22 protein-coding genes and 1 pseudogene are annotated in these 21,451 nt (G+C 32.1%); 17 read left to right on the top strand and 6 right to left on the bottom strand.

From position 1 onward, the window contains the following. Window positions 1-18: 18 nt before the first annotated feature. Together grpE and LS73_RS06680 are read right to left on the bottom strand one after the other, a co-directional pair. Window positions 19-561, bottom strand: coding sequence for a nucleotide exchange factor GrpE (gene grpE / locus LS73_RS06685; RefSeq protein ID WP_034558726.1), 543 nt, complete (start codon window positions 559-561; stop codon window positions 19-21). A gap of 90 nt (window positions 562-651) precedes the next feature. Continuing rightward, window positions 652-1,473, bottom strand: a complete 822-nt coding sequence (locus LS73_RS06680) for a hypothetical protein (RefSeq protein ID WP_034558724.1) — start codon at window positions 1,471-1,473, stop codon at window positions 652-654. Between the two features lie 628 nt (window positions 1,474-2,101). On the opposite strand from LS73_RS06680, the gene LS73_RS06675 reads away from it, so the two are divergent. The 9 genes from LS73_RS06675 to LS73_RS06635 all read left to right on the top strand — a co-directional run bounded on the left by LS73_RS06675 (window position 2,102) and on the right by LS73_RS06635 (window position 11,387). Then, the gene (locus LS73_RS06675) at window positions 2,102-2,662 is read left to right on the top strand and encodes a pyruvate flavodoxin oxidoreductase subunit gamma (RefSeq protein WP_034558722.1); all 561 of its coding nucleotides are present in this window, start codon (window positions 2,102-2,104) and stop codon (window positions 2,660-2,662) included. Window positions 2,663-2,695: 33 nt separating this feature from the next. Further along, window positions 2,696-3,100 (top strand): 4Fe-4S dicluster-binding protein, encoded by a 405-nt coding sequence (locus LS73_RS06670; RefSeq protein WP_034558720.1) that lies wholly within the window; start codon window positions 2,696-2,698, stop codon window positions 3,098-3,100. Between the two features lie 2 nt (window positions 3,101-3,102). Next, window positions 3,103-4,323 carry a 2-oxoacid:ferredoxin oxidoreductase subunit alpha gene (locus LS73_RS06665; protein WP_034558719.1) on the top strand — a complete coding sequence of 407 codons (1,221 nt, stop codon included), beginning with the start codon at window positions 3,103-3,105 and terminating at the stop codon, window positions 4,321-4,323. A 33-nt stretch (window positions 4,324-4,356) separates the two neighbouring features. Then, window positions 4,357-5,301 carry a thiamine pyrophosphate-dependent enzyme gene (locus LS73_RS06660; protein WP_034558716.1) on the top strand — a complete coding sequence of 315 codons (945 nt, stop codon included), beginning with the start codon at window positions 4,357-4,359 and terminating at the stop codon, window positions 5,299-5,301. Window positions 5,302-5,659: 358 nt separating this feature from the next. Then, window positions 5,660-5,872 (top strand): hypothetical protein, encoded by a 213-nt coding sequence (locus LS73_RS06655; RefSeq protein ID WP_034558713.1) that lies wholly within the window; start codon window positions 5,660-5,662, stop codon window positions 5,870-5,872. A 487-nt stretch (window positions 5,873-6,359) separates the two neighbouring features. Then, window positions 6,360-7,598 (top strand): sodium/glutamate symporter, encoded by a 1,239-nt coding sequence (gltS, locus tag LS73_RS06650; protein WP_034558994.1) that lies wholly within the window; start codon window positions 6,360-6,362, stop codon window positions 7,596-7,598. A 22-nt stretch (window positions 7,599-7,620) separates the two neighbouring features. Further along, a complete protein-coding gene (locus LS73_RS06645) occupies window positions 7,621-8,877 on the top strand; it encodes a TolC family protein (RefSeq protein WP_034558710.1) in 1,257 nt (418 codons plus the stop codon). Between the two features lie 163 nt (window positions 8,878-9,040). Continuing rightward, window positions 9,041-9,727, top strand: a complete 687-nt coding sequence (locus LS73_RS06640) for a hypothetical protein (RefSeq protein WP_104692175.1) — start codon at window positions 9,041-9,043, stop codon at window positions 9,725-9,727. A gap of 322 nt (window positions 9,728-10,049) precedes the next feature. Next, window positions 10,050-11,387 (top strand): MFS transporter, encoded by a 1,338-nt coding sequence (locus LS73_RS06635; protein WP_104692176.1) that lies wholly within the window; start codon window positions 10,050-10,052, stop codon window positions 11,385-11,387. Window positions 11,388-11,504: 117 nt separating this feature from the next. Here the strand turns inward: LS73_RS06635 and LS73_RS06630 are convergent, their stop codons facing one another. Next, entirely contained in the window at window positions 11,505-12,653 is a 1,149-nt protein-coding gene (locus LS73_RS06630) for a pyridoxal-phosphate-dependent aminotransferase family protein (RefSeq protein ID WP_052089629.1), read from the bottom strand. A 135-nt stretch (window positions 12,654-12,788) separates the two neighbouring features. On the opposite strand from LS73_RS06630, the gene LS73_RS06625 reads away from it, so the two are divergent. After that, window positions 12,789-13,280, top strand: a complete 492-nt coding sequence (locus LS73_RS06625) for a flavodoxin (protein ID WP_034557971.1) — start codon at window positions 12,789-12,791, stop codon at window positions 13,278-13,280. Window positions 13,281-13,729: 449 nt separating this feature from the next. Here LS73_RS06625 and gap read toward each other — a convergent pair whose 3' ends face one another. Continuing rightward, window positions 13,730-14,716: a type I glyceraldehyde-3-phosphate dehydrogenase gene (gene gap, locus LS73_RS06620; RefSeq protein WP_034557972.1), complete on the bottom strand. Its 987-nt coding sequence runs from the start codon at window positions 14,714-14,716 to the stop codon at window positions 13,730-13,732. Between the two features lie 182 nt (window positions 14,717-14,898). Between gap and LS73_RS06615 the strand changes: the two genes are divergently transcribed. From LS73_RS06615 to LS73_RS06590, 7 genes and pseudogenes are all read left to right on the top strand, one after another. After that, window positions 14,899-15,186 (top strand): HU family DNA-binding protein, encoded by a 288-nt coding sequence (locus tag LS73_RS06615; RefSeq protein ID WP_034557052.1) that lies wholly within the window; start codon window positions 14,899-14,901, stop codon window positions 15,184-15,186. A 136-nt stretch (window positions 15,187-15,322) separates the two neighbouring features. Beyond that, window positions 15,323-16,549 (top strand): phosphoglycerate kinase, encoded by a 1,227-nt coding sequence (locus LS73_RS06610; RefSeq protein ID WP_034557051.1) that lies wholly within the window; start codon window positions 15,323-15,325, stop codon window positions 16,547-16,549. Between the two features lie 204 nt (window positions 16,550-16,753). Beyond that, window positions 16,754-17,530 (top strand): annotated as a pseudogene (locus tag LS73_RS10650) (PAS domain-containing protein); the annotation flags it as partial. 126 nt (window positions 17,531-17,656) lie between these two features. Further along, window positions 17,657-18,046, top strand: a complete 390-nt coding sequence (locus LS73_RS10645; protein ID WP_407918759.1) for a methyl-accepting chemotaxis protein — start codon at window positions 17,657-17,659, stop codon at window positions 18,044-18,046. 173 nt (window positions 18,047-18,219) lie between these two features. Next, complete coding sequence (locus LS73_RS06600) at window positions 18,220-18,897, top strand: hypothetical protein (protein ID WP_052089634.1); 678 nt, start codon at window positions 18,220-18,222, stop codon at window positions 18,895-18,897. A 31-nt stretch (window positions 18,898-18,928) separates the two neighbouring features. After that, the gene (locus tag LS73_RS06595) at window positions 18,929-19,378 is read left to right on the top strand and encodes a hypothetical protein (protein ID WP_034557989.1); all 450 of its coding nucleotides are present in this window, start codon (window positions 18,929-18,931) and stop codon (window positions 19,376-19,378) included. A gap of 75 nt (window positions 19,379-19,453) precedes the next feature. Beyond that, window positions 19,454-20,092, top strand: coding sequence for a hypothetical protein (locus tag LS73_RS06590; protein WP_034557988.1), 639 nt, complete (start codon window positions 19,454-19,456; stop codon window positions 20,090-20,092). A gap of 195 nt (window positions 20,093-20,287) precedes the next feature. Here the strand turns inward: LS73_RS06590 and LS73_RS06585 are convergent, their stop codons facing one another. Beyond that, entirely contained in the window at window positions 20,288-20,662 is a 375-nt protein-coding gene (locus LS73_RS06585) for a chemotaxis response regulator CheY (RefSeq protein WP_034557987.1), read from the bottom strand. Window positions 20,663-20,722: 60 nt separating this feature from the next. Beyond that, window positions 20,723-21,427, bottom strand: a complete 705-nt coding sequence (gene hisA, locus LS73_RS06580; RefSeq protein ID WP_034557986.1) for a 1-(5-phosphoribosyl)-5-[(5-phosphoribosylamino)methylideneamino]imidazole-4-carboxamide isomerase — start codon at window positions 21,425-21,427, stop codon at window positions 20,723-20,725. Window positions 21,428-21,451 lie beyond the last annotated feature (24 nt).

Here is a 21,451-nt window from a genome sequence, read left to right as displayed (position 1 = left end):
GTCATCCTTTCAATCAAACTAATTCTTTACTATGCTTACCATTGCTGCTCGCAATATTCTTTCTTTATATTTATATCCCTTTTGCAACACTTGTGCAATCTGTCCATTTTCTTTGCTTTCATCAACAACATGCATGATTGCATCATGCAATTCAGGATTAAACTCATTATTTACCTCTATCACCTCCACACCATATTTATTAAAAACTTTTTGGAAATTATCAATAGTTAGCTTTAAGCCCTCTGCTATCTTTTCACCATTTTCTGTATTTTGCGCAGATTCTAAAGCCTTATCAAGCGTATCTGCAACAGGTAACATATCCTTTAAAATTTTTTCGTGTGCATATTCGAGTGCTTGAGACTTATCTTTCTCAAGCCTCTTTTTCACATTTTCAAAATCTGCATACGCTCGTAGATATTGATCTTCTAACTCCTTTATCTTTTGCTTCAATATAGTATTATCATCTTTAGTATCACTAGATTCTGTTGATTCTTCTACCTCTTGAGCTTGATTTTCTTCTTCTTGTTCTTGTTCTTGTTGTTTAGAATCTTCTTGTTGCATACTACTCCTTTTTGCTAAGCATTAGATTCTTGTATATTAAGAATCTTAATAAAGAACTCGTATATACTGCATTAGAAATAATGATATCCATCAGTCTATACAGCCCATATGTAATTCTTTATAAAAACTCCTATAATCAGATAGCATACTTCCAGCACAAAGCATTCTTGCCTTATTGCTCTCGCCGCTATTATGATTAAAATATGAAATATCATGAATTAGCGTCAAATAACCGCTAGGCAGGATATTAAAATAAACTCCATTTTGATATTTCAAAAGTGCATAAGCATTATAAAAATCCATAAAAACACTAGCATCCCCAAAAACTATATCTTTCAAAAATTCACTACCATAACGATAGCTAGTTATATTAAAATCAAAATGACTAAGACATAAAATCTTTTCTTTTAACTCTTTTGCTCCTACTTCTCCTGCAACTCTTATAATATCATGAACCTCTAACCCAACAAGACTTCTTGTAAAACGCAACAAAACATCAGAAAAGCCTATGACAGCTTCATTCCGACTAAACTCAAGAATCAAATAGTTATTCTCAACATCTAATACATTTTCTAAAATATTGCTCTCTTTTGGAATCAAAATGCAAAATACTTCATAACGCTTGCTAAGATTAGCTATTTGATGAATATCTATTTCCAACTCATCGTTGACAAATAATTGCAATGCATCCTTCCAATATGAAGATAAGCTCGCATTAGTAGGAATACGTCCACTACTTGTATGTGGTTGAAATAATGCGCCCTCCTTCTCTAATATCTTGCAATAATTTCTAATAGTAGCTGATGAAACATCAAAATTTTGCTGTGATTTTAAAAACTCCGAACCAATTGGTTCCTTGCTCTTAATATACTCTTGAATAATACCAATCAGCAATTTAGTCTTAATATTCATTAAAAATAGCCTCTTAAGTAAAAATCATGTTTGGAATTATATCAAAAAAAGTAAATGAAATTAGCACTTATAAATAAAAATTGCTAATTATTCTAAATATTTAGTCTTATTAAGTAAAGTTTTTTAAATATTTTTAATCAAAAAATCTTATAGTATGCACTAAATATCCTAAACTATCATAAAATTGCATAGATAATATTTAAAAGCATAAGTCATCTATAAATACCAAATTAAGCATATTGTGCACTATAAAAACAAAATATGAAGTTATGATTATGAAAAGATGTGTATTTTTTACAACACAAGATTATCTGCTTAATATAACAAAGTGTAAAAAACTATCAAATGGACTGATTATTGAGATAAAATATATTTTAGGTTTAGGTTATGAATAAGACATAGTCTGCTATCTAAGGTCTTATTTGTTACATAAATCTCTGTGGAATTGCGTGGTATTGTTTATTTAACGTCCTATTCTATTTAGGCGATTCCAAACAAATCAACAATTACATAAATAGATGAACTATACTTAAAAAATGAAATTGATAGATAAATAGCTATTAGCATTAATTTAGGCTAGATTATCTATTTTAATTCACAGAATTAACCCAATTGTAAGGAGATAATAATGCTAGAGATCAGATGGCATAGTAGAGCTGGTCAAGGGGCTGTAACAGGTGCTAAGGGACTAGCAGATGTAATTGCTGGAACAGGAAAAGAGGTGCAAGCATTTGCTACTTATGGATCTGCAAAAAGAGGTGCCACCATGGCTGCTTTTGATAGATTTGATGATGAGCCAATATTAAATCATGAAAAATATATGGAGCCAGATTATGTACTAGTTATTGACCCTGGCTTAACCTTTATTGCAGATATTTTTGAGAATGAAAAGCCAACTACAAAATATATCATCACAACACACTTAAGCAAAGAAGAGTTAATCGCCAAGAAACCAGAGCTTAAAGAGAAAACATTTTTTATTGTAGATTGTATTAGGATTTCTTTAGAAACCTTAGGCAGACCAATCCCAAATGCCCCTATGCTTGGTGCATTTGTAAGAGAATCTGGAATCTTAGATATAGAAGAATTCAAAGAAGCTTTCAAAAAAGTTTTAGGAAAGAAACTACCACAAAAAATTATTGACGCAAATATGCTAGCCATTCAAAGAGCATATGATGAAGTAAAATAAACATGTTATTAAATGTGAAAGAAAGGAAGATACATGCAAAATATTACTAAAGGTTGGAATGATTTACTTCCCGGAGCAGTTGTTTTTCCATTGGAAACAGAGGGAGAAAAAAGCTTAAGCCTACATCAAGAGGATAGAAAATACACAGAATACAGCTCTTATACCCTAAGCGTTGCACACTGGAGAACGGAAAAGCCTGTTTATAACACAGATCATTGCATTAATTGCTATCAGTGTTGGGTATATTGCCCCGATAGTTCTATTTTAGTTAGGGGAGAAAAAATGACAGGCGTTGATTACAAACACTGCAAAGGTTGCGGAGTATGTGCGAATGTATGTCCAACAAATCCAAAATCTCTAATTATGTATCAAGATTTCATAGAAATAGAGGACGCTATTAGCAAATGGCCAGCTAAGGCGAAAAAATCTAAGGAGTAGTTATGGCTAAGGTTTACGAATTACAACAAGTAGAAGTATGGGACGGTAATGTTGCAGCAAGCCATGCACTAAGACAGGCTCAAATTGATGTAATGGCAGCATATCCAATTACACCATCAACACCTATTGTGCAAGACTATGGTAGCTTTGTTGGAAATGGATATATAGATGGAGAATTTGTATTAGTAGAATCAGAACATGCTGCTATGAGCGGTTGCGTTGGCGCAGCTGCAGCTGGTGGAAGAGTGGCTACCGCTACAAGCTCGCAAGGTTTAGCTTTAATGATTGAAGTATTATATCAAGCAAGTGGTATGAGATTACCTATTGTGTTAAATCTAGTAAATCGCGCATTAGCTTCCCCATTAAATATTCACGGAGACCATTCTGATATGTATTTATGCAGAGATGCAGGTTGGATTCAACTTTGCACATGCAATCCACAAGAAGCTTATGATTTCAATCTAATGGCATTTAAAATCGCTGAAGATTACGATGTTCGAGTTCCAACGATAGTAAATCAAGATGGATTCCTAAGTTCTCACACTGCTCAAAATGTCCGACCATTAAGCGATAAGGAAGCATATGAATTTATTGGAGAATATAAAGTAAAAAATGCAATGCTAGATTTTAGCAAACCAGTAACTTACGGAGTGCAAGCAGAAGAAGATTGGCATTATGAGCATAAAGCGCAATTACACTCTGCTATAATGGAATCTATGCCCGTAATTGAGAGGGTATTTAGAGAATTCAAAGATAAAACAGGCAGAGAATATCATCCTGTAATGAGCTATGATATGAGTGATGCAGAAGTAGCAATATTTGCTATTGGCACAACAGCAGAATCTGCTAGAGTTGCTGCAAAGCAAATGAGAGCTAAAGGTATAAAAGCTGGTGTGGTTACAATTCATGTTTTACGACCATTCCCATATGATAAGATTGCAGAGGCATTGAAAAGCATAAAAGCTTTGGCAATAATGGATAAATCCTCTCCAGCAGGTGCAATGGGTGCTTTATTTAATGAGGTTTGCGCTGCTACATACCATACAAATAAAGAAAAGCCTATTGTGTCCAATTATATATATGGTCTAGGTGAAAGAGATTTGACACAAAAAGATATTATGAAAATATATGAGGAATTGAGTGAAGATGTGAAAGCTGGGAAGTTAACCCATAACACACAACAATGGATTTGCCTACGTGGTAAAGAAATGGGCTTCTATTAATTAATGTCCAATTAATAAGAAAAAGGAAACATAATGACAAAAGAAATTAAGAATCTCAAACAATTTAGTAAAACTGCAGAAAGATTTGAGGGTGCTCATTTATTATGCCCTGGCTGTGCTCATGGAATGATTGTTCGTGAAGTGCTAAACGCTGTAGATGGACCACTTGCTATTGCTAGCTCAACTGGCTGCTTGGAGGTTTCTACCGCTGTATATCCACATACATCATGGAATGTTCCTTGGATACATATAGGATTTGAAAATGGCTCAACGGCTATTTGCGGTGTAGAGGCAATGTATAAAGCTCTTGAAAAAAAAGGTAAATATAAAGGACAAAGACCAAAATTTGTAGCATTTGGCGGAGATGGTGCTAGCTATGATATTGGATTTCAATTTATTAGTGGTTGCTTTGAAAGGGGGCATGATTTTACCTACATATGTCTTGACAATGAAGTCTATGCTAACACAGGTGGACAAAGAAGCGGTTCAACTCCTCTTGGGGCTAGCACCTCTACAACTCCAGCTGGGCGAGTAAGCTATGGCAAAAAACAAAAAAAGAAAGATTTAGTAAATATTATGGCAGCACATGGTAGTCCATATGTAGCGCAAGTAGCACCAAATAAATGGAAAGATATGAATGCAAAAATAAAAAAAGCAATCGATACGGAAGGGCCAACTTTCATTAACGCTATGAGTGCTTGCACAACTGAATGGAAATTTGATTCAAATAATACTGTCGAAATGAGCGATTTAGCTGTTGATAGCTTAGTTTTCCCTTTATATGAGATTCTAAATGGACATGAATTACGTATTACATATCGTCCTAAAAAGATCATTCCTGTTAAAGATTATCTAGCCGCGCAAGGACGTTTTAAACATTTATTCAAACCAGAGAATGAACATGTAATAGAACAATTCCAAAAAGATGTAGATGCTAGGTGGGAAATGCTACAAAGACGTGAAGAAGCTAAGCTATAGCAACTAGATATTTCTCTTGTGATTTGTAACAATTAAGAGCGGAAGAATAAAGCTTTTTATAAACCCTACAATACAGCTAATTCGCCGCTAAGGCTACGAATTAACGCTAGCTTAATTAAGAATAGTTGCGTATTAGTAGATATTCAAACTGATTGTATCTATATATCGCTTCAAATTACAATAATAGCTAGAATACAATAAAATATAATTTTAGAATATCGATTAGTTGTAAAAATAATATTTTAAAATATGCATTATTAATTAAGAATCTAGTTCATTAATTTTTAAAATAAGTCTTATTTCTGTATAATGCTAAGTGATATTATCTTTAATCGATCGCATTAATAAGGAGATTTATATGTTTCGATATAAACTTTTTTTGTTTGGATTTCCAGATCTATGCAAGGATTTTGATGATGTTCTAAGACATTTAAAGCAAGTCCCACCTCAAAGAGCAATTATAGAAACTATGGAGCAGTGCTATCTAATTGATATGCAAACAGGTGAAAAATATGCAATAGATGCAAATGAAAAGGGACTATTTATTAAGGATTTTACAAATAGTCAATAAATAAATATTTTAATGCAATATTATAACTAAAGAATGTATTTTTACAAATTGGTGATATTTAATAAGTATCACATGAATATAAATATTTATTTTACTATATTTGTTATTTTATTACTATAATGAAAATTACCTCACTATTTAAGGAGAAATTATGAACAATTCGCCCAATATATACGTTGCAATGTATATCAGAGTATTGATACTTTTTTTTATTTCTACACATCTACTTTATGCAGATACTAACGCAAATAAGAATGAGATAAATATTGAATGTAGCAGCTCTAGTCAGATAGCACCAAATCCAATCTCATCATGGGCGAATCAATATATCATTACACATGATACTAACCTACACACAGCACCATCAAAGTCCTGCCAATCAAATACTACCATTGCAGAAGGACAGAAGATCACAGCCATAGCCCATCATGGGGAGTTTTTACAAATTGAAATAAAGCAAAAAGATAAGACAACTATAAGTGGTTATATCAATGCAGATGATGCACGCTTACAGACACTTTCATTTGATTTTTATTTCACCCTTGTTTGTATGGTATTAGTCCTCTTAATCGGACGGTATGTTATATCTAAATTAAAAGTTTTACAAGATTACAATATCCCAGAGCCAGTAGTTGGCGGTATTATTGTTGCAGTTATAATTTTTGTTTGTTATCAATACTTACATATAGAATTTCGTTTTGACTCTTCACTAAAAGATCCGCTAATGCTAGCTTTCTTTTCAAGCATTGGACTAAGTGCTGACTTTGCATCACTTAAGAAAGGCGGAAAAATGTTAGGTATTTTCCTAATCTTTGTGGCAATACTTTTGTTATTACAAAATATTATTGGCTTAGGCGTAAGCTATGCTATGGGACAGAATCCTTTACTTGGTATGCTAGGAGGTTCTATAACTATGAGCGGAGGACATGGAACAGGTGCTGCGTGGGCAGGGGTTTTTAAAGATCCTCCATATAATTTTGCTGCTGCAACCGAGGTAGCTATGGCTTGTGCAACATTTGGTCTAGTGATGGGAGGACTTATTGGTGGACCAACAGCGCGCTATTTGATTAAGAAATATAATCTTAAAATTCCTGGTATTAAACAAGATTATAATAGCAAGCATGGATTTGAAACACCAAATAAAGAGAGATTAATTACTCCAATAAGCTTTGTAGAATCTCTAGCCTTAATAGCACTCTGCTTGCTTATTGGAACTTTACTTAGTAGCTATAACAAGAGTTTCTTCCCTTCATTTAATCTACCTACTTTTGTATATTGCCTCTTTACAGGTGTAGTATTACGTAATGCGTTAAGCGCATTTAACATACATAAGGTGTTTGATAGAGAAGTATCCGTGATAGGTAATGTATCTTTATCCCTATTCTTAGCATTTGCTATGATGACCTTAAATCTATGGCAGCTTGTAGCCCTAGCCTTACCCATGACATTAATCCTAATTGCACAAGCAATTTGCATGATAACTTTTGCAATATTTGTTACATTTAGATTCTGCGGACGAGACTATGACGCAGCAGTGCTTGCAGCAGGACACTGTGGATTTGGTTTAGGAGCTACTCCTACAGCTATGGTTAATATGCAAACTGTTACCTCACATTATGGTCCAAGCCATATGGCATTTATCATTGTTCCACTTGTTGGAGCATTTTTCATAGATATAATCAATGCAATTTTGATTCAGAGTGTATTAAAGCTTTTACCATTCTAGGAGGTTAAAACTAAGGTTTCTCATGCGCATATATAAGATATTAGCGTCTATATCAAGCTATGTTATTATGTGTATACATATGGGATACACTGTAACAATGCAAGATATTATCCAAATGTCTTTAAATAACAATTATCAGTTAGAAAGTCGAAAGTACCTCATAGAATCATCAAAGCTAAATCGCAAAGGTATATATAGTGTGTTCTTTCCTAATGTAGAATTTGGATATACTTTTGGATTTAACTCTCCGCAAAATCGCCCCTCTTTCTTACAAAACTCAATTAATATTAACGCTCAAATTAATCTTTTTCGTGGAATGCAGGATATATATCTATATAAGAAGTCTGCTAATGACATTCAAATACAAGAAAACAATCTAGACTCAAATAAAAATGACATAGTCCTTAACACAAAGCTAGCATATATTCAGATTCTACAAAATAAAGAATCTCTAAAGATTGCTAGAGAATCAATCAAAATATTAGAAATTCAGCTTCATGTTACAACACAATTTTACATACAGGGAATAAGCGACAAAAGCGCAGTCCTAAGCATAGAAGTGAGTTTAGCTAACGCTAAAATTGAGTTAGCAAGGGTCCAATTAGCAATAAATCATAATCTAGACATATTACACAAATTAAGCGGAAGAAGCTTTAGCCTAGATTCCCTAGAGGATATAGAAATTAAAGAAAATATAGATTATGATAAGGAAAAGTTGCTGCAAGATATATATCAGAAAAATCCACAATTTCGATATATGACATTACTAATACAACAAAATCTATATGACACAAAAATTTCCCAAGCACAATACTATCCTAGTATATCACTAAGCGGGCAGAAATTCTGGTTCTTCATAGACTCAAATAATACCGCTTTGCCGCTCACGCAACAATCAAGATTTCAGCTACAAGCTACATGGAATCTAACAAATAGTTACACAACTTTCTATCAAAGTCAAAGTCAAAAAGCCAATGCCATAGCACTAAATGCTCAATATTTAGACCTACGTAAAGATATTGACACTCAAATATCAAATCTGATAAATAGCCTTAGTGTTGCAAAGCAACAATTATCATTAGCAAGAATAGCCTTGCACCAAGCCGAAGAAAATTATCGAATAATTAGCAATCGTTATCAGCAAAATATCATCAACTATATAGAACTGCTTAATGCAGAACTGCTCCTAACTAATGCAAAAAGCGCGCTCGTAAATGCACAATACGACATCGCTACAAATATTGCTAAAATTAGTCATTTCCAAAATCAGCAATTCTAGCCTTATATATGGGATTTAACATTAGATTTACCAATAAAGCCATGATTAAAATAAAAACAAGTAATTTCTAATGTCAAGAGTTTTGATTGGAATCAAATAAAAACATTGCTTTTCACTTTTTGATACAATGCGCATAATTATCACAAATATTAATAGGATAATCATGAGAATATCATATAAAATCTTACCAACTTCTTTATTATATTTCTTTATCTACATAGAATCTAGCTTCGCAGCAAGACCATTTAACACAGATGATGCCAATATAGTAGGCAAAAACCAATGTCAATTAGAAACATGGATTGAAGCTCATAAATATCAATCAAGCGAAATATGGGCTTTGCCATCATGCAATTTTTTTTGGGATATAGAAATAAGCCTGGGTGGCATGATGGGACTAAAAACAAACTCATTACAATTTCAAGTCAAAAAATTATTTGTGGATACTAGTAAAAAAGGTTGGGGAATTGGAGCAACAATTGGTAATACATACAACTATTTAGATATTAAAGAACATAGCAATGATATATACTTTTATATCCCTGCAACAATAGAACTATTGGATGCTAGATTTATTTGGCATATCAATGTGGGATACAATATCCAAAGCTTTAGAGATTCTATATGGACGTTAGGAATTGGCATGGAAGTGGCATTAATGTCCAACAATATGTATATTGTAGGGGAAGTATATTATGTGCGCTTTGATCCTGTCATTTATCAAATAGGGCTAAGAACATGGCTTATTAAGGATATTTTGCAATTAGATTCAACATATGGAAATAACTTCTATGGAAAAAATCACTTTGTAAGTCTAGGTTTTAGAATCCTAACCGAAAAGCTACTTTAAATCATAGTTAAATAACTAATGTCTGTTCATACATATTTTGCTGTGAAGAATCATCAATACAATATAGTGTTTTTATCAATCTCATCATAGACTTATATCCTGTTGAGAAAATATGAGATATAAAAGCTATACACACCAAATACCAAATATACATTTCAAGCAAGTTAGATTCTAAATCTTAAAAGTAAAATAATCAATTTGCTATATCTTTAATTAGTTTTATTAACAATCATAGTTGTAATATTAAGCATCATAGCAATACAATAAATTATTCCATGCTTATAACTAGAAAGAATATCTAATGTATTAAATAAGGAAAATCATGAAATATAACTCAACATCACACAGCAATCTAACTAAAGGACAGAGGATTCGATCCATTCTAGCGGCCAGCTCAGGGAATTTTGTAGAATGGTTTGATTTTTATATCTATATAGCTTTAGCACCATATTTCAATCATCTATTCTTTGACTCTTCAGATGAAACAATAAGACTAATGCAAACATATGCTGTGTTCTCAATAGGATTCTTTATGCGTCCTATCGGTAGTTATATATTTGGTTCATGGGCTGATAAAATTGGTAGGCAAAAGACTATGGTGTATGCTATTTTGCTCATGTCTTTAGGTAATTTCATAATAGCTTTTACCCCTACTAAAGAAAGTATTGGAATATGGGCTGTGATTATACTCTTAGCGGCTCGCATGATTCAAGGACTCTCTGTTGGCGGTGAAGGAGGCTTAGTTGCTACATATATATCTGAAATAGCACTAAAGGGTAGTAGAGGATTCTTCTCATCATTCCAATATGTAACATTAATTGCAGCACAATTAATTGCTATTGCATGCGTTTGGATTGCATTAGGATACTTCGGTGAAGAATCGATGAGAGAATCATCATGGCGTTATCTATTTTTACTAGCAGGAATACTAGCCATTGGTTCACTATTTATGAGAACAAATATGCACGAAAGTGCAAAAGAGTTACACAAAGAAGATAAAGAGAAAGGTTCTTTGAAGACTTTATGGAAATATAGAAAATATTGCATATTGGTGTTTGGACTAACTGCTGCAGGAAGTATGTGTTATTACAACTTCACAGCATATATGAGGACATTTTTAGATAAAAGTGCTGGCTTTGATAGCAATACTGTATATATGATTACCATTCTTGCCTTAGGATTTGGTATGATTATACAGCCTTTTATGGGAATGATTGGTGATAAAATAGGAGTAAAAAAGATGCTTGCACTGTTTAGTAGCATAGGATTTATTGCCGTATTTCCATTAATGAGCGGAATAATTGAAAGCGGTCCCAAAGGAAACATTAATAGTGCTATTCTAGCATTTATTTTTATAGCAATAGGATTAATTATCTCTGGATTTTATACTTCCATTGCAGGTATTGCTAAAGCTACGCTATTTCCTGAAAAAATAAGGGCATTGGGAACTGGATTTCCATATGCTATTGCTGTCGCATGCTTTGGTGGAACTGTGCCTAGTGTGGCTTTATGGTTTAAAACTGGTGGTACATTTTTTGGAACTAATCTAGGCTTATCTGAATATGGATATTTTATATACATCATGTTTTTCTTATTTTGTTGCATGATAGTAGCAATCAACATTCCCAATCAAACAGAGCTAGAAAAGCAAAATGATTAAGACTAAAATATAGTTGCATAGTTAGTTGATTAATTTCTAATGCCAATTTTAGTGTTTATGTAGATAGCAAATAAAGCTTTGTTATAAAACAAACAAATTAAATCGCAAAATGTTATGTTATATAGCAATTGATTCGAAAAACACTCTATTGGCAGTGGAATCAAAGTCCCTCAAACCAAGCGTGCTAAGGCTTAACTCAATAGCATTAACAACAAATGCTACTTCATGGAGTGGGACATATCCCATTTGATTAATTCTAAATATCTTATCTTTCAAATGATCTTGACCGTTTGCTACATTTATATTGTATTGCGACTTAAGTGTGGCTATGATCTCTTTAGCATATTCAGATTGCACAACAGTCATACTTTTTGCAGGAGTTTTTGGATAAATCTTTAAGCCAATTGAACACATAGACTTAGATACAGCATTAGCAAGAATCTCTGTGTAGCTATAAATATCCTTAATTGATAACTCTTTGGAATCAAGCATATCAAAGTATGCCTTTAATCCCATAATGATAGAAGTCGCTGCAGTATATGCTGTAGTATTTTTTTGTTGATACTTCAATTCTTTAGAAAGATTAAAATAATATCCATTAGGATTAGATTGAATAAAATTAATTGCAAAATCACTTAATCCTATTACAGCAAGACCGGGCGGCAACATAAAAGCCTTTTGACTTCCTCCAATCAAAGCATCTATATGCGATACATCAATCTCTTCTACACCAACAGCAGTAATACCATCAGCTATAGTAAAAACATTTGGATAGTTCTCTTTGATAAAATGAAAAATATCATTATAAGGATGTGCAACACCCCCAGATGATTCGCAAATTTGCAGGCAAACACACTCAATATTATTATGTTGTTTCATGGCATTTATAACTTCATTTAACGATACAGGAGTATCCCATTCATTGCTTATCTCAATAACTTCTCTTTGCAATGCCCTGCCAATAGAGCCAAACCTCTCACCAAATTTACCGCTATTAATGGTTAAGATCTTCTTAGAAGATAGAACATCTATACATGCCTCCATAGCACCAGTCCCACTACTTGCTAACATCAAAACATCTGACATACCCAATAAACGTATAAGAGATTCTCTAACACTAGCAAATATTGATTCAAATTCCTTAGTTCTATGATGAAGTGTAGGCTGCGACATAGCAATACGAATAAACTCTGGACATGGTGTAGGACCTGGTGTAAAAAGCAATGGAGTAGCAAATCTATTAATAAGATTACTTTGTAATTTCATTTTTTCCCCTTGAAAAAATATTTGGGCGAAGTATAGCAAAATGTAAGGTGTAGTTAGGTAAAATATAGTATCCTTTTAAACATAGACAAATCATCTTGAGATTTGTGATTTATATAGCAATAAAAAGGAAAACTAATGAGTATTGGAATATTTTTTGGAAGTGATAACGGCACTACAACAGATGTATGTGAGAGATTAGCTAGCAAATTAGGGGGAGCTGATTTAGTCGATGTAGCTAGTGCATCACCAGATGATATTGCAAAATATAATAATATTATACTGGCTAGCTCTACATGGGGAGATGGAGAATTGCAAAGTGATTGGGAAAGCTTTGCAGATTCGTTATCTGGAACAAGCTTTGCAGGCAAAAATGTTGCATTACTAGGACTAGGCGATTCTGATGGTTATAGCGAAACATTTTGCGATGCTTTATATCATCTCAAAAATGCAGCAAAAGGAGCAAATATAGTAGGTGCTACTTCAACTGACGGTTATGAATTTGACTCTTCAAAAGGTGTGGAAAATGGAAAATTTGTAGGTTTAGCTATTGATGAAATCAACCAAGATGACAAAACAGAAGAAAGATTGGACGCTTGGGCAAAACAGCTTAAATCTTCTGGATTCTAATAAATATAATTTCTGCACGATTGTAAGTTTTGGATAAGCAAATTAAATATAAAACATTTTAGCAAGTGCTATAATTTGTATTATAGGCACATGCTTATTATTAAAACAACATTCATATAATCTCAAATAATCTAAAAAATACAATAAAATAATACATTAATTCAATTTATACAATAACAAAATCATATAATATTGCAATATAGTGTCAACTTATGTAGACCTTTTGTATAACCTCTCCAAAGAAAAATTAATTACTTAGTGATTTATTGCTAATTGCCTCCGACATTATTTATATAAATCAAATAAATATTAAAATAGGATTTTTATAAAGTATATAACAATAATATATGCCAACTATTTCTAAAAACCAATCAAAACAATCTATAAAATCATTTATAATGATTGTAAATAGAAGATAATTATAAGAATACAAATGATTAATAAAATAACTAATACCTATTAATAAATAATGTCATATCTATAAGTCTTTGGGTATACCCTATTTCATTGTCATACCAAGCAATAATTTTAGCATGTCTATCACTCGTTACAATTGTTTTATCTGGAACAATAATCGCGCTAAATGTGGAACCAATAAAATCACTCGATACTCTTTTTTCATCATCAACAAGAATAATACCCTTCATTGTAGAATCTTGAGCCTTATAAAAGACTTCATTTATAATTTCCCTGCTAACAGATTGCTTTAGATTTATACTAATGTCCACTAAGCTTACATCTGGTGTAGGAACGCGCACAGCAATACCATTTAGCTTGCCGCTTAAATGTGGCAATACCAAACCTATTGCTTTTGCAGCACCCGTGCTAGTTGGAATCATATTTAATCCTGCAGCTCTTGCTCTACGCAAATCTTTATGCTTCACATCAAGAAGATTTTGATCATTGGTATAGCTGTGAATGGTTGTCATCAATCCATCTTCTATACCAAAACTCTCATCAATAAGTTTTACTATGGGAGCAAGGCAATTTGTAGTGCAAGAGGCATTAGATATTACACTTTGGTTATCATATTGAGTATGATTAACTCCATAAACAAATGTAGGCACATTATCAGCAGGTGCAGAGATAATTACTTTTTTTACATTTCCATTAATATGTGCTCTAGCCTTTTCTAGAGAATTAAATTTACCTGTGCACTCAATCACACAAGTAGCCTCACCAAAGTCTAGCTTTAATGGATCCCTATCTCCTAGAATTCTTACATTCTTACTATTTCCAAATGATAATGTATTAGAATCCTTTTTTATAACGTCAAAAGAGCCATGAACAGAGTCATATCGCAAAAGATGCACTAACGTATCAACATCTGCTGTGCTATTCATAGCTACTAATTCGACATCACTCATCTTTGAGATAATTCTAGCAGCACAAAGTCCAATTCTACCTGTCCCATTGATTGCCAATTTTATACTCATTAACCTATCCTTAGTGATATTATTTGCTTGAAATTGTATCAGAAAGTTGGGATTTTTGCACTTTCACATAAAAACCGCTTGATTTTAAATCGAAAAAAAAATAGAATTGCTTAGTTTCTTCCAAGCTAGCTTACTTAGTGTGTAGAAGGGATATTTAAATATTCTTAATTAAGGAGTTTTTTATGAATAAAAGTGAATTTATTGCAACTATAAAGGAAATTGGAGGATATAAAGAAAAGAAAGAAGCAGAAAGAGCATTAGACTCTTTTGTAAAGGCTGTAGAATCTGCATTAAAAGCAAATGATACAGTTGAATTAGTAGGGTTTGGGAAATTTGAGAACGCCCTGCAAAAAGGCAAAGAAGGTAAAGTTCCAGGTAGTGATAGGACATATAAAACTGATGATAAATGGGTTCCAAAATTTAAACCAGGCAAAGCACTAAAAGACGAAATAGCAAAAATCAAGGCATAAAAATAAATATTTCTTGGAAAAATATTATATTGTAACAATTTCCAAATTGCATATTTGCTTTTATTCATCGAATTGAATTCTTTGATGATAAAATTGAGTTTCAATTTACATAAATAACATTTAGAGAGGAGCGAATATGTCAAAAGTCGCTAGTATATCCCTTATGCAAGAGTCAAGTAGTATAAGAGATATAGATATTAAATATAAGAATGTTCTTATCCGTGTGGACTTTAATGTCCCTATGGATAAGGATTTTAACATTAGCGATGATACTAGGATACGAGAGGCATTACCTACGATTAATTACTGTATAGACAATCAAGCTAAAAGTATTGTACTAGTTAGTCATCTTGGCAGACCAAAAGGCAGGAATCCAAATTTTTCACTTAAACATGTAATAAAAAGATTTGAAAGATTGCTTAATAGAGAAGTATTTTTTGCTGAAAATATTGAATCAGCTAAACGACAGCAAGATATGAACACTCATCAAGTTATACTCCTAGAGAATATTAGGTTCTATGAAGGGGAAACAAAAAACGACAAAGAACTTAGCAAGAAATTAGCTAGTCTATGCGATGTTTATGTAAATGATGCCTTTGGAACTAGCCATAGAGCTCATGCTAGCACATATGGAATTGCAGAATTTGTGCCACAAAAAGTAGCTGGAATATTGCTTAAGAAAGAAATTGATAACTTTGCCAAAGTTATAAACAATCCATTGCGCCCTCTTTTGCTTATTGTTGGGGGAAGCAAGGTTAGCTCAAAGCTTGGCTTATTGCAAAAAGTGCTTGATGTTGTAGATAAGATCATTATAGGCGGTGCTATGAGCAATACCTTTCTTATGGCATTAGGTTATAATATGCAAAAAAGCCTTATAGAAGCAGACCTAATTAACGATGCAATTAGAATCATGAAAGTTGCAAGGAAAAAAAATGTAAAAATTTATCTACCCGTTGATATTGTTAGCACCGACAGTATAGAACTACCAAAACAAATACATATCACACCTTCCCAAGATATTCCAGAAAATCTTATAGCAGCAGATATTGGACCCGCTAGCGTGAAGCTTTTCACTCAAGTTATAACATCATGCCAAACAGTAATATGGAATGGTCCGCTTGGAGTCTATGAAATAAATCAATTCTCACGAGGAACATTTAACCTAGCGCATACTCTAGCAAATACCTATGCATTTAGCTTTATAGGCGGCGGGGATACTACTGATGCAATCGATAAGGCTGGACAAAGAGAAAATATGAGTTTTGTCTCAACTGGTGGCGGAGCTAGCTTAGAATTATTAGAAGGCAATATACTGCCAGCATTTGAAGTTTTAGATAAAAAACCTAAGATTCTATTAGTTTAAATTTATAGGATATAAAATAAATTTTAATATGGTTATAAGATTAGTATGTTTACTAAATAAACCTTATTAATATAATATACTAAATGATGGTGTAACTAGAAAATATTATTAACACATTTTAAAATAATTAAATAATATTGTAATATATTTTCTAACTTTAAGTAAAATCTATATTTTATCAAATTATAAAGAAAGAGGAATAAAATGTTATTCAAAAAAAGTGAAACAAAACAACAACTACAAGAAGTAAAGCAAATACTAGCAAATAAAGAAGCAATTTTAAAAGCAATCAATCGCTCTATGGCGATGATAGAATTCGACTTAGACGGAACTATTATAGACGCAAATGAAAACTTCCTAAATACAATGGGCTATACATTAAGCGAAATAAAAGGTAAACATCATAGAATCTTTTGTGACCCAGATTATGTAAATAGCAGCGAATATACATCATTTTGGGGCAACTTAAGAAGGGGCGAATTTCAAAGCGGTGTATTTTTACGAATTAAAAAAAATCGAGAGCAGGTATGGCTAGAAGCTACATACAACCCCGTATTTAACGAAGATGGTAAACCAATAAAAGTTATTAAGTTCGCTTCTGATGTGACTAAAGCAAAATTAGAATCAAATGACACAAAAAATATTTTAAAAGCAATCAATCGCTCTATGGCGATGATAGAATTCGACTTAGACGGAACTATTATAGACGCAAATGAAAACTTCCTAAATACAATGGGCTATACATTAAGCGAAATAAAAGGTAAGAGACATTCTATTTTTGTTGAGCAAGGCTACTCACAATCTGCAGATTATAAGAAGTTTTGGGACAATCTTAGAAGCGGAAAATTTCAAAGTGGTAAATTTACACGAATAGGAAAAAATGGACAAAATGTATATTTAGAAGCAAGCTATAACCCAATAGTTGATTTAAGCGGAAAGGTGTGCAAAGTTATTAAGTTTGCAACAGATATTTCAGAGCAAGTCAACAGCGATAAAGAGCGAAGCAAAATAGCCATTGAGCTAGCCTCACGAAACGATTCTCTAAGCAATGAAGGAGCACAGGCAATACAGACTACAACAAATAATATTCAACATATTGCAGAAATTATGCAAACAAGTTCTAGCTTAGTATCACAGTTAAATACACAATCTGATGAAATCACTTCTATCATTCAAACAATAAAAGATATAGCAGATCAAACCAATCTACTAGCACTTAACGCAGCAATAGAAGCAGCAAGAGCAGGTGAGCATGGTAGGGGCTTTGCAGTCGTTGCCGATGAAGTTAGAAAGCTAGCAGAGAGAACTAGCAGATCTATTTCAGAAATTACGGCAACAATTAATTCAATAAGAGATGTAACGTCGCAGGTAGTTGGCAGCATTGAAGAATCAATCAATGAAGTTAGCTCTAGTGTAGAATTGGCAAATCAGACAAAAGAAGTCATCGAAAAAATTTGTGCTAGCTCAAATCAAGTTGCAAAAGCAATAACACAATAACAACATTGAATATCAAAATATACAAAATAATTCTATGTAATCATAAAACACCTTTATTATTATAATATTTTGTATTTCAAGTGTTATTAATCATCAGTTAATTAACTCTCAAATATCAAATTAATAAAAACATAGCTATCATTTGATATTATTTAGCTTGAGGGAGGCTTTATATGACACAAAATGAAGCTATTAATAAAAATCCTAATGTTGAACAAAAATATGACTTGGTAGATATAAATAAGCCAGCAAAAGATGCATATAATCCAAATCTACAAAATAAAACAAACAGCGAAAATAGCTCGCAAGCAAAAATAGAGTCCCATGCAAACTACATAAAGAAACATAATATAGAATCAATATTCCAGAAAACACAAATTGAGTTAGATAAAATTTCAAATTTAAGCATCTTTAATGAAAAAGATCTAGAAAAAGGATTAAAATTTAAATCAATAAATATTGAAATAGATTCTATATTCTTCAAAATGTATATAGGTTCAACACTATATCTTGCATGCGCTTACAATCATATTATAGATGAAAGAACATTTAGCAAAAATCCATTTCCAGCTCTTCACTTTAGCAAATGCCAAGAGATACAAGCAATAAATCCAAATTATCTAAAAATATGTATACCAAAAATAAATGCATTTGATTATAGAGTCCGTTCTAATGGTGTGGATACTAGATTATTTTATGAACATCCGCTAAAAATTTGTCCATTTTGCATTATAAGTCTCTGTAAAGTTCTTGAAAAAAAATATAACAAAGAAGTTTCACCAAATAGCATAAAACAAGATGAAATTCTAAATGCTATATTCAAAAATACACTCAAAGATATTGTGCTATAATCGCATAATGTATTAGTTAAAAAGGAATGATATGATAGCTTCGCTTATTATGTTGCATTTGTATAATAAGATTCCACCTGAAAGCATACCTTTTATAAAGGATAAACTACATAAACTCGATAAACTAGGTCTAGCAAAGACTATATTGAGAATGCCGCTATTACGAATGTATAATGTTGAAATTGTATTTTGGGTTGGTGGTGTGCTACTTGGAATTTTGGGTGTTGGACGTTTTATGGTTGGAGATAAATTAATAGGAAGCCTAAAAATAACACTAATCATAATCTCATTATTAAGCATTATAGCAAGCATAATTGTTAATAAATTTACTGAGTATGAATTTTCATTTGTATTAGTTATAATAGGTTATACAATGATAACTATTGCAACAATTTGGTGGATCATTGACATATTTCTTATCTCTGCAAGAGCCCGTAGAAAGAACTTAAACAAACTGTTGATGGCTTTTCAAATAAAATAATTATTATAAATATATCTTTAAATACATATACTTTTGGAAAGTTTACTAAACATCAATTCCCAAAGGAAACAATATATGGTATACCTCTATTTTACAATCTACAAAACAATAACAAAATACAACTTCATCAATAAATGCATAATTTCTACATTAATATTAATACTAGCCAACAAAATACATGCTATAGAACAAAAAGGATATAAATCCAATTTTGGAAATTTACAATATAAATACATAGAAACAAAAGAAGATATAGATGAATCCACTATAATGCAAAAGCAAAGAAACTTATACCAACAAAATAAATTAGAAAAAGTCAATAAGAAGCAAATTAACAAAGATGACATGATTTTTAAATCTTGTACATGCCAATTAATGCAAGAATGTAGAGCAAAAACCTGCATATACTATTGCGATTGCAATGACAAAAATATGCCCTTTATTAAATATGTATTTGAAGATTCCAACTTAGAAACTGCATATATACAGAGATTAGAAATCTCTGATTATAAAGATATGTTAGAACCAATTCTACCAAAAGAAAATACTAAAATAACACATGAAAATGATATTACAGTTGAATATAAATGGAAAGATGACAAAGCAATTCAAATAAAATTATATGAAAAAGAGGAAATAGTTGGAGAATTGCTCTTTGAAAAATACAATGAACAAGTCATAATATATGACAACATGGCATGGTTAAAGCAATAAAAAATTTTATAGAAACTGACACCAAGTAAAAACTAATCTAAGAATAAGCTAAGAAGCAATCATCAAAATGCAAGACAAGATAATATTTAGAAAAAAATAATGACTTGATAACTGTGATAGAATCATCACAATATGAAGCACTAATATAGTAAAATTTAACAATTAATACAAAAGTCAATTATTGAGACTAGTAAATCACTCATTTATACCTAAAACAACCTCCAATTTTTCTTTTAAAACTTGAGGAGTAAAAGGCTTTACAATGTAATTATTAACGCCAGCCTTCAAAGCAGTAATAACCTCTGATTTACCGCCCTCTGTTGTTACCATAATAATAGGTATATCTTTATACTTATCTTCTGCTCTAACTTTCTTGACTAACTCCAAGCCATTCATCTCGGGCATATTCCAATCAGTAATGAGGACGTTAATTCCTTCTACGGAAGTCATCTGATTCCAAGCATCTACTCCATGCTCAGCTTCTAAAATATCCTCATATCCCAATCTCTGCAAAGTATTTTTTATAATTCTTCTCATTGTAGAACTATCATCAACTACAAGCAATTTCAATTTCTGCTCCTCAATAGCTTAGATTTTAAAATGACCGTTATTATAACATATCTTTTGAAATTAAAAAGTAAATCTTATGTTTTTAAAATCAAGCTTTTTCTCATAAAACGCTTTACCAACAATCACTGCAGATATTTCATCGCAATTACATAATGCTTCTAACTCATGATAGCCAGAAAAACCACCACTAGCAATAGTAAAGATTCCACTTCGCCTAGCTATATCACAAGTCAACTCAATATTAATTCCAGACAAAAGACCATCTCTACTAATATCAGTGCAAATAATAGCCTCAACACAAGAGGCTCGAAATTTCTCTGCAAAGTCCAATGCAGATACATCGTTATCTTCCACCCAACCATCTGTAGCTACTTTAGATTCCCTAGAATCTATACTAATTGCTATTGAATATAAATTTGCCATATCTTTTGCCCAGTTAGGGTTATTTAAGGCCGCAGAGCCAAGTATAACTCTTGTAGCACCACTATTTCTATATCTAATAATGTATTCCTCACTACGTATACCACCACCAACTTGAATCTTAAGAGAAGTATCACTAATAATATTTTCTATTGTAGAAAGATTTTTGGGACTACCCTCAAAGGCTCCATTCAAATCAACGATATGTATCCACTCTGCCCCACAATCTTCAAAATATTTAGCAAAATCTAGCGCGTTTCCATAAATCTTCGCACTTTTAATATCCCCCTTTACCAAACGCACAGCCTTAGAGTCCAACAAATCAATAGCTGGAAATATCTTCATATCACACTCCTAAAAAGGTAGATA

Source organism: Helicobacter muridarum (assembly GCF_000765805.2).
In the GTDB taxonomy this organism is placed as follows: Bacteria; Campylobacterota; Campylobacteria; order Campylobacterales; family Helicobacteraceae; genus Helicobacter_A; species Helicobacter_A muridarum.
Note: the sequence above shows the minus strand (reverse complement) of the source record. Positions and strands in the feature narration are given on the sequence as shown.

Coding starts and splice junctions, on each gene's coding strand:
- LS73_RS06635 (WP_104692176.1), top strand. CDS start 10,050: ATGAAATATAACTCAACATCACACAGCAATCTAACTAAAGGACAGAGG.
- hisA (WP_034557986.1), bottom strand. CDS start 21,427: ATGAAGATATTTCCAGCTATTGATTTGTTGGACTCTAAGGCTGTGCGT.
- LS73_RS06675 (WP_034558722.1), top strand. CDS start 2,102: ATGCTAGAGATCAGATGGCATAGTAGAGCTGGTCAAGGGGCTGTAACA.
- LS73_RS06615 (WP_034557052.1), top strand. CDS start 14,899: ATGAATAAAAGTGAATTTATTGCAACTATAAAGGAAATTGGAGGATAT.
- LS73_RS06670 (WP_034558720.1), top strand. CDS start 2,696: ATGCAAAATATTACTAAAGGTTGGAATGATTTACTTCCCGGAGCAGTT.
- LS73_RS06645 (WP_034558710.1), top strand. CDS start 7,621: ATGCGCATATATAAGATATTAGCGTCTATATCAAGCTATGTTATTATG.
- LS73_RS06630 (WP_052089629.1), bottom strand. CDS start 12,653: ATGAAATTACAAAGTAATCTTATTAATAGATTTGCTACTCCATTGCTT.
- LS73_RS06665 (WP_034558719.1), top strand. CDS start 3,103: ATGGCTAAGGTTTACGAATTACAACAAGTAGAAGTATGGGACGGTAAT.
- LS73_RS06660 (WP_034558716.1), top strand. CDS start 4,357: ATGACAAAAGAAATTAAGAATCTCAAACAATTTAGTAAAACTGCAGAA.
- LS73_RS06590 (WP_034557988.1), top strand. CDS start 19,454: ATGGTATACCTCTATTTTACAATCTACAAAACAATAACAAAATACAAC.
- LS73_RS06600 (WP_052089634.1), top strand. CDS start 18,220: ATGACACAAAATGAAGCTATTAATAAAAATCCTAATGTTGAACAAAAA.
- grpE (WP_034558726.1), bottom strand. CDS start 561: ATGCAACAAGAAGATTCTAAACAACAAGAACAAGAACAAGAAGAAGAA.
- LS73_RS06610 (WP_034557051.1), top strand. CDS start 15,323: ATGTCAAAAGTCGCTAGTATATCCCTTATGCAAGAGTCAAGTAGTATA.
- LS73_RS06680 (WP_034558724.1), bottom strand. CDS start 1,473: ATGAATATTAAGACTAAATTGCTGATTGGTATTATTCAAGAGTATATT.
- LS73_RS06595 (WP_034557989.1), top strand. CDS start 18,929: ATGATAGCTTCGCTTATTATGTTGCATTTGTATAATAAGATTCCACCT.
- LS73_RS10645 (WP_407918759.1), top strand. CDS start 17,657: ATGCAAACAAGTTCTAGCTTAGTATCACAGTTAAATACACAATCTGAT.
- LS73_RS06625 (WP_034557971.1), top strand. CDS start 12,789: ATGAGTATTGGAATATTTTTTGGAAGTGATAACGGCACTACAACAGAT.
- gap (WP_034557972.1), bottom strand. CDS start 14,716: ATGAGTATAAAATTGGCAATCAATGGGACAGGTAGAATTGGACTTTGT.
- LS73_RS06655 (WP_034558713.1), top strand. CDS start 5,660: ATGTTTCGATATAAACTTTTTTTGTTTGGATTTCCAGATCTATGCAAG.
- LS73_RS06640 (WP_104692175.1), top strand. CDS start 9,041: ATGAGAATATCATATAAAATCTTACCAACTTCTTTATTATATTTCTTT.